The sequence below is a fragment of the Flavobacterium sp. genome, assembly GCF_036759525.1.
GTDB lineage: Bacteria > Bacteroidota > Bacteroidia > Flavobacteriales > Flavobacteriaceae > Flavobacterium.
Genome location: NZ_DAIOUN010000013.1, coordinates 1 through 13,353, shown reverse-complemented (window position 1 = coordinate 13,353; position 13,353 = coordinate 1). Strand labels below are relative to the sequence as shown.

12 protein-coding genes are annotated in these 13,353 nt (G+C 30.6%); 3 read left to right on the top strand and 9 right to left on the bottom strand.

What is annotated here, in order from left to right:
* Positions 1-167: 167 nt before the first annotated feature.
* The 7 genes from V7M80_RS09545 to V7M80_RS09515 all read right to left on the bottom strand — a co-directional run bounded on the left by V7M80_RS09545 (position 168) and on the right by V7M80_RS09515 (position 6,525).
* Positions 168-674, bottom strand: a complete 507-nt coding sequence (locus V7M80_RS09545) for a hypothetical protein (RefSeq protein ID WP_333695673.1) — start codon at positions 672-674, stop codon at positions 168-170.
* Positions 675-767: 93 nt separating this feature from the next.
* The gene (locus V7M80_RS09540; protein ID WP_333695671.1) at positions 768-1,322 is read right to left on the bottom strand and encodes a hypothetical protein; all 555 of its coding nucleotides are present in this window, start codon (positions 1,320-1,322) and stop codon (positions 768-770) included.
* A 37-nt stretch (positions 1,323-1,359) separates the two neighbouring features.
* Entirely contained in the window at positions 1,360-1,872 is a 513-nt protein-coding gene (locus V7M80_RS09535; RefSeq protein ID WP_333695670.1) for an STM3941 family protein, read from the bottom strand.
* Positions 1,873-2,075: 203 nt separating this feature from the next.
* On the bottom strand, positions 2,076-3,158 hold the full coding sequence (locus V7M80_RS09530; RefSeq protein WP_333695668.1) for a hypothetical protein: 1,083 nt from the start codon (positions 3,156-3,158) through the stop codon (positions 2,076-2,078).
* 27 nt (positions 3,159-3,185) lie between these two features.
* Complete coding sequence (locus V7M80_RS09525) at positions 3,186-4,241, bottom strand: DUF4240 domain-containing protein (RefSeq protein ID WP_333695666.1); 1,056 nt, start codon at positions 4,239-4,241, stop codon at positions 3,186-3,188.
* A gap of 43 nt (positions 4,242-4,284) precedes the next feature.
* On the bottom strand, positions 4,285-5,613 hold the full coding sequence (locus V7M80_RS09520; protein WP_333695664.1) for a T9SS type A sorting domain-containing protein: 1,329 nt from the start codon (positions 5,611-5,613) through the stop codon (positions 4,285-4,287).
* A 180-nt stretch (positions 5,614-5,793) separates the two neighbouring features.
* Positions 5,794-6,525, bottom strand: a complete 732-nt coding sequence (locus V7M80_RS09515) for a hypothetical protein (protein WP_333695663.1) — start codon at positions 6,523-6,525, stop codon at positions 5,794-5,796.
* 184 nt (positions 6,526-6,709) lie between these two features.
* Here V7M80_RS09515 and V7M80_RS09510 point away from each other — a divergent pair, with 184 nt between their 5' ends.
* The 3 genes from V7M80_RS09510 to V7M80_RS09500 are packed head-to-tail and all read left to right on the top strand — an operon-like array spanning position 6,710 to position 8,747.
* Positions 6,710-7,345: a hypothetical protein gene (locus tag V7M80_RS09510; RefSeq protein WP_333695661.1), complete on the top strand. Its 636-nt coding sequence runs from the start codon at positions 6,710-6,712 to the stop codon at positions 7,343-7,345.
* Positions 7,324-8,091: a sensor histidine kinase gene (locus tag V7M80_RS09505; protein ID WP_333695660.1), complete on the top strand. Its 768-nt coding sequence runs from the start codon at positions 7,324-7,326 to the stop codon at positions 8,089-8,091. Before V7M80_RS09510 ends, V7M80_RS09505 begins: the two co-directional genes overlap by 22 nt.
* A complete protein-coding gene (locus tag V7M80_RS09500; protein ID WP_333695658.1) occupies positions 8,088-8,747 on the top strand; it encodes a response regulator transcription factor in 660 nt (219 codons plus the stop codon). The genes V7M80_RS09505 and V7M80_RS09500 overlap by 4 nt, the downstream gene beginning before the upstream one ends.
* Positions 8,748-9,333: 586 nt before the next feature.
* On the opposite strand, the gene V7M80_RS09495 is transcribed toward V7M80_RS09500, so the two are convergent.
* Together V7M80_RS09495 and V7M80_RS09490 are read right to left on the bottom strand one after the other, a co-directional pair.
* Positions 9,334-12,249 (bottom strand): type I restriction endonuclease subunit R, encoded by a 2,916-nt coding sequence (locus tag V7M80_RS09495; protein WP_333695657.1) that lies wholly within the window; start codon positions 12,247-12,249, stop codon positions 9,334-9,336.
* 71 nt (positions 12,250-12,320) lie between these two features.
* The gene (locus V7M80_RS09490; protein ID WP_333695656.1) at positions 12,321-13,244 is read right to left on the bottom strand and encodes a tyrosine-type recombinase/integrase; all 924 of its coding nucleotides are present in this window, start codon (positions 13,242-13,244) and stop codon (positions 12,321-12,323) included.
* Between the last annotated feature and the right edge of the window lie 109 nt (positions 13,245-13,353).

Here is a 13,353-nt window from a genome sequence, read left to right as displayed (position 1 = left end):
CGGTTTTGAGTTATAACGAATTTTTAATCACGAACATTTCAATTTTTACATTGACCAATGTTATATTCTTATACTATGTTTTATATATTAAATTATTACAATAATTCTACCCAAACTGTGTGCATTTATCTTCCACTTACTGATATAATTATTACCAAATTGTAATCTTATTGCAATATACAACTTGCTTGTTCCTGAAATGACTTTCCTTTTTTAGCAACAAGACTCTCATCATAAGTTTGAAGGCCAATGCTGATTCTTATATAAATTAGTGGAGAAGATGCCATTTTTTGTAAATCTTCTTTGGAAATAGTATAGCGTGAATTATAAATTGAAACAATACCATATTCGGTAGCTTGTGCTGTAGGCACATAGTCTTGATTTGCTTTGACAGTAATTATTTCGCCATTCTCTAGTTTAAAGATAATGGTGTTTTCAGGAGTAATTATATCCCTCACATTCCCGTTTAAATTAATAAGAATTCCGACAGAATATTGATTTCCATTCTTATTTAATCCAAATTTCCAACCACGTTTTACATCAAAGGTGCTTCCTTTGGTTTCTTCTCCTGTAATTTCATCTTTCTTTTGATAATCATATTTGCATTTTTGGCTATATACATTTGTCGTAATGAAGATAACTACTACTGTTAGTAATCTGATGATGTTTTTCATATTAATAAGTTTTCATTTGTTAGATTATATTTTTTTTCTAAATATGCCTTTTCTTCATTAATTTTTTTCCGTGTGACCTTTTATAAAAAGCTATTATAAACTGTCATATTTAGGATTCCCATTTTCAAAACTAATCAAGACATTTTTTGTCTTTATTTTCATCTTATTTAATTCTTTGTTGTTGCGATAAATTTGATCGTCAAGTCGTATAATAATAGTTGGTGTTAGATTTTCACCTAAATTTGTTACTATAAAACCATGAACATCTTTTTTATAATTAAGAGTGTCTGTTCCTGTTAAGATTGGATAATCTGTCTCAATAAAAGTAAACTCTCTAGGTTTCTTATCAGTACTTAAAACCACTCTCAAGAAGTAAAATAAATGAGCTCCTCCTGTTCCCACAAAATATACTTCGTCTTTTATTCCATCATTATCTAAGTCCCAATTATTTGAATAATTGTGAATTTGTGAAATATTATCATAACTGTACTTTAAAGCAGGGTTTGTTTTACGATAACTCGCTTCAAATGAGTTTGAGATACTGTCGTCATCAGTGCCAACATTTTTGTCTATATTTTTTTCATTTTGTTGTCGTTGAGAACAAGCAAAAATTAATATCGAAATTAATAGTATCGTTATTTTTTTCATTGAACTATATCCAGAAAGCTTTTGATTGCTCGTTATTTTAATTAATCTTTTTTATATGTTCACTAATTATCTTTATAATCCCTTCTTTATCATGTTTAAGATTACTTAAATTTATAACACAAGGAGTTCCAAATTTTTTTAAATTATTTTGTGCAATATTTTTTTGTCTCTTAGTTAATTTTTTTAGAAGAATATTGTTGTCTATTACATCTAACAATAGTAAATCCGAAAAAAACATTTTTGTCACTCTATATCCTTTAATGTTTCCCCATTCTATTTGACCAAATTTAGCCACTTGAATATTATCTGTTATTCCATTGTCGTTTACAATTAATCCGGCATCGGTACTATTTATTACTTTAAGATTTAAATATAAAACAAATGGAAAAATTAATAAAAAAACAGATAAAACTAAAATTAAGGCAACCGGAATCAACCCAAATTTATAAAGATTATAGACTATTAAAATTCCAATAAGCAATGATAATAAATGTGCAAAAATTAAAAACGCAATTCTTGATTTATTGATTTGTATTTCCAAATTATTCATAATTTTATTTATTAAGTTTTTTATCTGTGTTTGGTTGTTAAAATTTAAGTGCGAGGTATTATAAAAAACACAACGTGATGTTTTTCAATGAAGAAGATTTTCATGTCATAACTTATATGAATAATGAAAAACTTTTATATCTACTTAGACCAAATCCCATTTTTGAATATTTATTCTTAATTTTTTGTGATTTTGATAGTTCTCTATTTATTCTCATAATGATTTTTTATTCCGTTCAAATAATTTAATATGATATGACGTTTGGTTTTGTTCTTAAGGCCATTTTTCAATTCTGTGTAGTAGGTATTGATAAATAGCAATTCATTGCTATCAAGATAGTATGTTAGAATTTTAAATTTATTGGTTTTGCTTTTTTCATAATTCCCTATTAGTGTTCTCGATTTTTCATCCCATTTAAATTGAATAAATGTTGAATCATCAATAATTCTGTAATCATCTCCTTCTCCTTTTGTTCCATAAAAAAATTGATGATAAACCATTTTTAAGGTAAGTGGATTTGTCTTTGTTACAAATGTTTCTAGCCAAAAATTACGCCTTCCCCAAGAATTTAAATTTCCATTTTCAAGTACATTCAAAATCGGAATTAGTTTATCGTTGTAAAACTTATAGAAATAAAAATTGAATTGCCATATTCCTGTTCCTGAACCAAAATTCTCTTTATAATAAATAATTGTTTTCCCATCGCTATCTTTATAATGGTTTAGTTCTAGACCGTAACGATGATAAATGTTGTGCTTTGCAATAATTTTATTATTCTTAAAGAAATACAAAACACAACTCCAGCCAAACTCTCCGGCATCAGTATAACCAAGACAAATGGCAAACTCATTAAAATCTTCTTTTCTCTTGTCGAACGAAAAAAATGTAATCGGTATTTTCCCATCAGCTACAAAAGAACTGTCAACCTGAATTTCACCAAAAATATTTTTTGCGGTTTTAATGTCAATAGTCCTTAAAATTTCATCTTCTTCGTTGATTGCAAATTTAAGTTTAGAAAAGTCAGACTGGGAAATGACTTTATTCATTTGCAATTGATTCTTAAAAATAGAATCTGCAACAAAGGAAACATTGTCTGCAAAATAAGAAGGTGTAAAGTTACCTATGCTGTCTAAAAATATTTCCAGTTGCTGATCGGTATAGCTTGTTTCTTTCTTGGTAATTTTTATGGTATCTATTGTCTGTAAATCAATATCACCTTTCTGCCTTTGTTCTTTATCACAACTGACTAAAAGTAGTATTATTACTATGGTAAATATAATTTTCATTGCTTCAACTGATTTGTTTTTCTATTGTCATCCATAATTAAAAAGTTTACATAGTCTCGGAAAAGTTTGATGTAGTTTATCTTCTTCCCACTGTTTACCAGTCAACTTAGTAGCCTTAACTTTTACAGGCGGCATTAAATCAGAAGTTTTTTCCTCATATACTATTTCTGCTAAATAATATAATTCTTCAAGTTGCGGGTCTTCGTCAAAGATTTGCAAAAGTTGTCTTTCATTCAAATCTTTAATCGCATCAAACGCATTTTTCCCTTTGGAAACAGCCCAAACTTTAAAATAATCAAATTCATCGTCTCCACAACCGCCTCTAACAATATAAACTAACGCCCAATGTTCCCAAGTATTTAATTCATTAGCTTTTGTTATCAGCAACTTGTCAAAGTTTCTCAATTCTTTGGGGTGAAATGCTTCTAATGTTGATTTCAAATTGTCAAGAAAATTGAATTGGTCAGTTGAGACTTTACGTGATTCGTCAATCAATTGCCAAAATAAGCATTCATCAATCTTCCTTTTATCTGTAGTTGGCTTTGGTTTGGGTTTGTCAAGATTAGAAACGATTGAAAATAACGATTTTTGCTTTTCAACTTCTTCAAAATCATTTAACTCTTTAAGACCTGTAATAAATTCATTAATTCCTTGAATTATATAGAGTCTACTCCAAGCGAGTGTTCTTTCTAATGATTCGTCAGAGGAAAATTGATTAAAATTTTTGATGTCCGTATTTATAATGTCATTTAATGTGATACTAGGGTAATTTGACCTTTGGTATTCAACTTGACTCCATAGTTTTTCAAGTCTGTTTCGAAGAATACCCTTCCACAATCTTTTGTAAAAGTTCAACTCTTTGTTGTCAATTAAGTGTTTACTCAAAGGGCGAACAAAATCCTCACCGTTCCCAGATTCCCAATTTTCATTGATAAAAGCAATAAGTTCTTTATAACGTTTGTCACTTATCCATTTGTCCCGAATAATTTCATCAACTTTTTTCCAATCCAAGTTAGGAAGATTGTTTTTTCTCCTCCAACTAGTATATACACCTGCTTCTTTTTGAAATTTTCCGTAACTCATTAGATGATTGAGCCTGTTTTCATTTATAATTTATGCATCAAACTTAATCCTTCACAAATTTAATCTGACTTTGAGAACCTCCTGAAAAAGCCTGAACAATATACAATCCTTTACTAAACTGACTAACATTCACATTAACTACATTAGTAGCAAATGATTGATGATAAAGTTCTTTACCTGTAATGTCAACAATTACCAAACGATCTATTACCGCGTCAGATTCTAAAGTAAATGTATTTTGAACAGGATTAGGATAGAGTTGCAACGCCATTTTTAATTCATGCTCGAAAGTACTCAATATACTTGGACAAGGAATAAGCACAGGAACGGTTGAACTACTCGCTGTACTATTAACACCTATGCCCAATCCACCATGAAAATTGCTTCCCCAAGTCCATATTTCACCGTTTGAATTTATGGCAGCTGCACATTGGCTTCCCATACTTACTGCTACCCAATTAGTAGCAGTACAAAGTTGCGTTAGTGCTTGATTATTTGGATTAGTACTTCCTAGCATTATCCCACCATACCACAAAGTATTATTGTCAAACCTAATATAGGCTGATGTGTTCACACCGGTATCAGCATCTCTAACATAATAAGGCTCATTATTTGGCCCGACATTATTATTGGTTTTAATATCCATGCTCCTTTTATTTCCTGTTCTAGTGTGTTTAACATTTGTTCCTGATACTTTTTGAACTGGATATTGAACATCACCTGCAATTGTTGCACCTGGCGGAGCATTCAACATATCACTTTGGTTCCAACCCCATCCCCAAACTGTATTGTTTGTTTTTACCGCAACTGTCACGCGATCATGGGCAGAAGCTTCCTTCCAATTGGTATCAGGACTTCTTTGCTCGGGAACTAAAATATTTGGTCCACTTGGAAACCCTATTAAAGCAAACCTTTCAGAACATCCCCATCCCCATAGTGTGCCATTTTCTTTAATAGCAATGGAATGACTAAGACCGGCAGCAACGGTACTCCAGTCAGTATCTGTACCCACTTGCATAGGATAATTTCTAAACACAGTTGTACCATCTCCCAACTGTCCTCTATTATTACTTCCCCATGACCATAAAGTGCCATCTGTTTTTACGGCAAGTGTAAAAGAGTAAATGCCGTCCATGCTAGGTGAAACCTCTTTCCAATTATTGTCTGTCCCAATTTGAACAGGAGAATTCTTTAGAACATTGGTACCATCACCTAACTCTCCAAAAGTATTTTTGCCCCATGCCCACAATGTACCGTTATCGGCTATAGCAAAAACATTAGCATAGCCTACAGCAACAGACTCCCAACATTGTGCAAAACTTGGAATAGTAGAAAATTGTATAAAACAGAATAAAAATATTCTTTTTTTCATAATTAAATTTTAATAGTTAATAAAATAGTATAATAATACGCTCAATTTCAAACATTACCAATAGCAATAAATTATCGTTTATTGCGTAGCTTGTACCATCATAATAAGTTCCGACAAAGATAAGTTCCTTTTAAACAATGCCTTAAAAAAGGTATTTTTTTTAATTACTATATCTTTCATTTATAACTTTTTATCAGCTTTTGAAATAATTTTGGTTAAACGCTTTTTCAAATCTCCCATCAATTCTTCCAAAGCACTTTCACACATTGGTAAAATCTTTTCGGGTTTAACCACCGGAATACCACCTACCATGACTCCGGTTTTCTTAGAACGCTCACTTTCAGAAAAAGCAAACACTTTCTCTCCTTTTTTATTATACAAGGCGATACGTGTTGTAGCCCTCATTTTAATAGACATTGTTTTGCCAACGCCAAATCCTTTCTCAAAAGCAAAATCAATATTTACAAATAAAACGCCATCAGCTTTGTCAGCAAATAATTTGGTGATTCCTTCTTCATTATATTTTCCTGCAAAACCTTCATAGATGTATTTATAGTTGCCATAATTCAAATAATTATTGGCATCATATTGACTTAGTTCAAATTTTGGTTCAAAATTTTTATATTTTTCAGAGTCAACAACAGAAGATTCAGGCAACAACTCAAAAGGAAAGGTAGTGGCATAATCAGTAAAAAAATTAGAATGATATTGCTCTAAAAGAGGAGCTAGATTAAAATCAGGATTGTCTCGTAAATCAAGTATATCCTTGATTAGTTCCTCACTTCCTATGCCAAGCTCCTTAAATTCAACCATCTTGTTTGCATAAAACGTGACCACGGCAACTTTCTTTTTTTGACCATAAGTTGCTGTAAAAACAGTCAATAGTAACACAACAAATAAATACTTTTTCATTTTAATTTGTTTAATATAATTTAGCTAACAAATCTATTAAGATATACTACTCAAGACAATACGGGAAAACCCGCATTTTGAATTGATAAATAAAGCCTTTAATTTGCAAAATAAAAGACAACAAAATTCAAGAATAAACGCATAAATTAAGAATTGGTTTACCACAATCTGATAAAAATAAACTTTGTATAAAATCGTTTTCTATATAACCCTTTTTGCTGGATTACTTCCTTTACTTTTTTTGTTTCTAAAGAAGAAAGCTTATGATAAGAACCATCCTGCTATTCCTCTTTTATGGCTAACAGCGATAGGTACACTATATGAATTTATTGGTTCTGGGCTTTTAAAGATTAATACATTGTATTGGTTTCAACTGTATCCTTTTTTGAGTTTTATAGCATTGTATTATTTCTTTTTTAAACTATTAAAGCATGATTACAAAAATCTTTTCAGAGTGCTTTTCATTCTGTTTATATCGGTTTATCTTGTATCGTTCTATTTTTTTAGTGAAGAAAATAAATTCATTACAACGGCATTAAACAGAATTCCCATCACCATCTTTGTCTTTACCTTTATTGCGTTATGGTTTAAAAACTTATTTGAAAAAATGGAGGAACAGAATCTATGGCAAAATGATAACTTCTATTTTATTACAGGTTTAATCATTTATTATTCAAGTACATTATTTTTATTTATAGCGAGTAATTTTATTTACAACAGTAATCTTTATTTCTTCGATTTTTGGATTGTCAATATAATAGCCTCATTGATATTAAGGATTCTTTTAAGTATTGGCGTATGGAAAATGAAACAGGACTAAAAGTATTTTTTTGGATAGGCACTGCAATAATGTTACTCATGACACTTTTAGTGGTGTTTCTAACGATTATATATCAAAAGAAACTTCATAAAATCAAGCAAGCGGAATCAGAAAACTTATTAAAGGCTTCCATGGAATCCGAAAAAAGAGAGAGAAAAAGAATTGCTTCTGATATTCACGATGGAATCAGCGGAGATTTGAATGCAATCCGTAATTATGTAACTTTTTTAGATCAAAAAGAAAAAGACACCAACAATAAACCCGTTTTCAATGAAATCAAGTCAGCTTTAGATAATGTACTAACAGATGTACAAGATATTAGTTATAATTTGATGCCTCCCACCTTCGAAGATCTCGGTCTCATACCCACTTTAGAAGAATATTTCAACAAGGTAAGCAAGTGGAATAATATAACTGTAACTTCCAGCTATTACAGAAAAGACATACCTATTTCCGCATCAAATGCCTATGAAATCTACCGTATAATTCAAGAACTTATTTCCAATAGCATAAAACACGGAAATAGTAGCACCGTTGATTGTTCCTTTCAGGAAAATAACGATAAAATTGAAATAAACATAGCAGACAACGGAATCCCTTTTGATTATTATGAAAACCTTAAAAACGCTTCCGGAATGGGATTAAAAAACATTCTATCCAGAACTAAACTTATAAATGCATCACTAATACAAATTCATGCCGAAAAAGGAAATAAAATACAAATTCAATTAAAAAAACACCAATGATAAGAATAGCCATCACAGACGACCATACACTCTTTAGAAAAAGCCTGAGTCTTCTTGTGGGTAGTTTCGAAAATACGCAAGTAGTAGTAGAAGCGGCAAATGGAAAAGAGCTACTTGAAAAATTGCAATCAGTACCAGTAGATATAGTATTACTCGATTTACAAATGCCCGAAATGGATGGTTTTGAAACTTCGCTAAAAATAAACGATCTATATCCCGATATAAAAATATTGATTCTAACACTTCAAAAGGAAGAAGAAGCGATAAAAAAAGTAATGGATCAAGGAGTACACGGCTACTTTACCAAAAATACGGACCCATCCGAATTAAAAAACGCAATTGTAAAGTTAAGCGATGGTGGTTTTTATTTCGAAAAAAGCCTCTCAGATATAATACAGCACATTCTTGTAGATTCATCTATAATTACTAATACGCAAAAGTCATTAGTATTCACCGAGAGGGAAATGGATATTGTTCGTCTAACTTTAAAAGAGTACAGCGGAACACAAATAGCTTATGAACTAAACATTAGTCCAAAAACGGTAGAAAAGCACAAAAGAAATCTAATGGAAAAAACGTGTTCAAAAAACTTCATCGGAGTTATAGTGTGTGCTTTAGTCAATGAGTTTATTACACTTGATGAAGTTAAAGACTAAGTCTGTAAATTTAACATTCGATTCCAGAATCAAACACCTCCAATTCCACAATCCAACACTGTAAAAACAAGTAAATTCAATCGCTTACATTGTTTTGAAAAAACAAATAGTACAGTAATTAATTCCCGAATTGAACAGTCTAAATTCGGGAATTTAGTTCTCAAAAAAAGTAACACTCCAGATAATTAGTTCAATCAGATAAAGTTAAAAACTATACTACTGCATTCCAGAATTAAACACCTCCAATTCCAGAATCAAACACTGTAAAACCCAGTAAATCCAACAGCTTTCATTCTTTTGAAAAAAGCAAATGATAGAGTAGTAAATTCCCGAATTTCATACATCAAATTCAGAAATTCATCACTAAAAAAAACCGGAATCAAATCAAAAAAACAATCTACATTAAAAAGTTAAAAATTATAGTGCTGATTCTAGAATCACACACCTCCAATCCCAGAATTCAAAACTATAAAACCAAATAAATTCAATTGTTTACATTATTTTGAAAAGATAATTAACACAAAAGGAAATCACCAAATTAAATTCTATTGATTTAGTAATAGCCACTATTAAAAAAATGTCTATTCTAGTTAATACCAGTCATACCATTAATGAAAGTCTCAACAAAATCTTTTATACGTTGTAAAATTTTATCACCCAATTTTTTCCGCTGTAATAAACTTGGTTTTTCTCCTTCAATAAGTTCTAAAACCTCATCTCTAAGAGGTTCTCTCTCTGCAAACAAATAATCTTCAATTAACTTTTCTGTTTTATCGGCAGAAAGGTTTTCCTCTGTCACAATTTTCAAAAATTCTGTTTGCTGTTCTTGATTCCAAAATTGATCAAAAGCCGTAGCAATCTCATTGGAATCGTTTATTAAAGGAAGATTTTCCAAAATAAATTTTTCAATTAGCTCACGTTTACTTCTCAGGGTAGCCTCCGTATTCAATAGATTGTAAATTTCTTTCTCTGCACTACTAGTATCTTTTTTTGATTGAGATTTTAACTTTATCAAAAGCTGAATAATATAAGTAACATTAATTTCATCACGATGTATCAATTCCAACTCAAAGTCTACATCTTCCAAAATGGATACTTTCTCTTTCTGATGATTGCTTTTTACCTTATCATATAAGTCAAGATATTTACTTTTGAAGTCTTCAAAAAGTTGTTCATCCATTTCCAAATCTTCCCAATTGAAATCTGAAAAAGTAGTCAGTGTGTTTTTTATTCTCATCAAATCTCGGAACGCTTTGATGAAATTCAATTCATCTTCTTCACTTTCTAAATCATTTACATCATCAGTTGTAGGTGTTAATTCAAGAAGTAAATTAAATGCTTCATTAAACTTCACAGTATAATCCTCGTAAGGCCTCATAATTATAACCTCAATAGCATCTTTATTACTGAATAGCGTAATCGCCTCGTCTGTTTTGTCTTTTAGGTTTCGAAAAGAAACAATATTTCCCTGTGATTTTTGCTCATTTAATATTCTGTTGGTCCTACTAAAAGCTTGAATCAATCCGTGATATTTCAAATTCTTATCTACATAAAGGGTATTAACTTTCTTCGCATCAAAACCAGTTAAAAACATATTAACTACTAATAGAATATCAATCCTATTATTCGTATTCTCAGGATATCGCTCCCGATCTTTAAGCTTTTTAGAAATGTCATTATAGTAATTATAAAAATCCTCACTCGTTTTGGTTGAATATTTTGTATCATAAAGCATGTTGAAATCAGCTATATATTCATCCAGTTTCTCACGGCTGTGAGCTTGTAGTCCATACAACGCTTTTGGTTCTTCCACAACAGAAACTTCTTCAGGAATAAATCCATTTGCGTCTAGATCATCTTCATTCGAGGCATAACTAAAAATAGTAGCTATATTTAGATTATGTTCACCCAATATTTTTTTTCGCTTAAAAATATCGTAGTACTTAATTAAAGATTTCACACTATCAACACAAAACATAGCTGAATAATCTCGATTATGGGTTTTTCGATTATGATGAGCTATAATATAATCGGCAATTTTTTCCAACCTTCCATTATCTTCCATTAATTGCTGAATGTCTATATCTTCTACTTCAATATCTATTTCTTTTGCTGTACCTTTTTGTTTATATCGACCAACGTATTCTACAGAAAATTTTAATACATTTTCATCTTTTATGGCATCTGTAATTACATATTTATGTAAACAATCTTCAAACAGATCTTTCGTTGTTCGTTTACCTAACTCATTTTTATTGGCGTTATCAGCAAAAATAGGAGTTCCGGTAAATCCAAAAAGTTGTGCATTAGTAAAAAAAGATTTTATACGATTGTGTGTCTCTCCAAATTGACTTCTGTGGCATTCATCAAAAATGAAAATAATCCGCTTATTTTTCAACTCACTCATTTTCTTTTCATAATTGAGCTTACTAATTGCGGTGTTAAGTTTTTGTATAGTGGTAACTATTAATTTAGAGTTTTTCGCTTCGCCTTTTTTATCAATGTAATTACCTGTAAATTGTCTAACTAAATTAGAAGTATTGTCAGTTCCATCAATACACCCATCACTAAAACTGTTGAACTCCTTAGTAGTTTGATAGTCTAAGTCTTTCCTATCCACTACAAAAACTACTTTATGCACTTCGGGAAAACTCATCAAAACTTGGCTGGCTTTAAAACTAGTCAAAGTTTTACCTGAGCCTGTGGTATGCCATATATAACCATTTTTAGTAGAATTCTTAACACGTTCAATTAAAGCTTCAACAGCATAAAATTGATAAGGTCTAAGAACCATTGGTATTTTGTAGGCTTCGTTTAGAACTATATACTTGCAAATCATTTTACTAATATGGCATGGCTCCAAAAAAGCATCCGTAAAACCATTTAGTATGTTAGTCAAGCGTTTATTTTCTACATCTGTCCAATAAAACGTTTGTTTAAAACTCTGGTTTCTATTATTAGCATAATATTTTGTGTTAACACCATTACTAATGACAAAAATTTGAATGTACTGAAATAAAGCTGAGTTTTCTCCAAAGGAATGTCGTTGATAGCGATTAACCTGATTGAAAGCTTCTTTTAATTCTAGACCTCTACGCTTTAGTTCTATCTGAACCAAGGGCATTCCATTAATCAGAAGAGTAACATCATATCGGTTTTTGTATTTTCCATCTTGAGTAACTTGATTCGTTACTTGGTACTGATTTTGACACCAATGCTCTGTATTTAGAAATTCAAAATATAAATTATCTCCGTTATCCCTTATAATATGTTGTTTTTCTCTAAGTAGTTTTGCTTTTTCAAAAACAGAACCTTTTCGGAGTATGTTTAGTACTTTTTCAAATTCTGTAGCTGAAAAAACAAGTTGATTGTGTTTCTCTAATTGCGATTTCAAATTCCTGGTTAAGGCTTCTTCATCAGCTAATGAAACATACTGATAGCCCAATTTTTTTAATTGAGCTATCAGTTTTTCTTCTAGTATTTGTTCAGATTGTTTAGACATAGTGCAAAATTGGTTCTAAAATTAGAAAAATATTAGTGGAATCTTGTATTTCTGTTATCGTATTTTCAGAATTACCTTAAATTTCGAAACATTTGATCTATGGCTTTCTTTTTTTGTTCCATATTGGGATGGACGTATAAATTTAGAGTTGTGCTAATATTAGAATGTCCTAATAAAACACTAACTGTTTTGTAGTCACATTTGCTTTCAATACATCGGGTTGCAAAGCTATGTCTAAGGCCATGGAATTTTAAATCAGGCATTCCAAGTTCTTGCATTAGGTTTTTATAAAAAGAGCGGTAAGTTCTAGGTTCTGTTGGTTTTGCATCATTGGTAAGCACAAAAAAAGAAGGATTTACAATTTTTTTTACAGGCTTCAACAACCTCAATAAATCCCTACTCATAGGAACCTCGCGTATAGAATTTTTGGTTTTAGGAGTATCAATAAGCAACTCCGTTTTGCGAACATCTTCTTCTATAACATATATTCGTTGAATAGTTTTACGAATATGAATGATTCCATTATCAGTATCAATATCTTCCCAAGTTAAGGCACAGACTTCACCAATTCGCATACCGGAACTAAGACAAATAAAAACGCCTAAATTACGGAACGTAAAATGTTCCTGAATATGTTGCATAACTTTCTTTTGATGCGAACGACTTAAAACTTCAAGTTGATTTTTTTCTCTTTCAGTAGGAAATTGCACATCAAACGAATGATTTTCAATCCATTTGTTTTTTGCACCATATTTCAGCACCATTTTCAAGACAATTAAGATGTCTTTAATCGTTTTTTGACTTAAACCCTGTTCTAATTTTACAAAAACAAACGCTTGTATCTCAGCTTCTTCTATCAAAATATGACGACCAAAGTGAGGTAATAAATGATTTTCTAGTAACAAGGAATAAGCGGAAAAACTAGATTTCTTAACATACTGTTTTTTATCAGTTTTCCATAAAACTACGATTTGCGAAAATGTTTTTTGTTTCATCTTTTTTATTTTATTTTATTTAAAATGGATTAATAACCTCAAAGAAAGGAATATTTGATTTTAAAGGAAAAAAGTTACTAATGTTCCTAATTTGAGATTTCCGGGGTTT

Coding starts and splice junctions, on each gene's coding strand:
- V7M80_RS09535 (WP_333695670.1), bottom strand. CDS start 1,872: ATGAATAATTTGGAAATACAAATCAATAAATCAAGAATTGCGTTTTTA.
- V7M80_RS09490 (WP_333695656.1), bottom strand. CDS start 13,244: ATGAAACAAAAAACATTTTCGCAAATCGTAGTTTTATGGAAAACTGAT.
- V7M80_RS09525 (WP_333695666.1), bottom strand. CDS start 4,241: ATGAGTTACGGAAAATTTCAAAAAGAAGCAGGTGTATATACTAGTTGG.
- V7M80_RS09540 (WP_333695671.1), bottom strand. CDS start 1,322: ATGAAAAAAATAACGATACTATTAATTTCGATATTAATTTTTGCTTGT.
- V7M80_RS09545 (WP_333695673.1), bottom strand. CDS start 674: ATGAAAAACATCATCAGATTACTAACAGTAGTAGTTATCTTCATTACG.
- V7M80_RS09515 (WP_333695663.1), bottom strand. CDS start 6,525: ATGAAAAAGTATTTATTTGTTGTGTTACTATTGACTGTTTTTACAGCA.
- V7M80_RS09495 (WP_333695657.1), bottom strand. CDS start 12,249: ATGTCTAAACAATCTGAACAAATACTAGAAGAAAAACTGATAGCTCAA.
- V7M80_RS09530 (WP_333695668.1), bottom strand. CDS start 3,158: ATGAAAATTATATTTACCATAGTAATAATACTACTTTTAGTCAGTTGT.
- V7M80_RS09500 (WP_333695658.1), top strand. CDS start 8,088: ATGATAAGAATAGCCATCACAGACGACCATACACTCTTTAGAAAAAGC.
- V7M80_RS09505 (WP_333695660.1), top strand. CDS start 7,324: ATGGAAAATGAAACAGGACTAAAAGTATTTTTTTGGATAGGCACTGCA.
- V7M80_RS09520 (WP_333695664.1), bottom strand. CDS start 5,613: ATGAAAAAAAGAATATTTTTATTCTGTTTTATACAATTTTCTACTATT.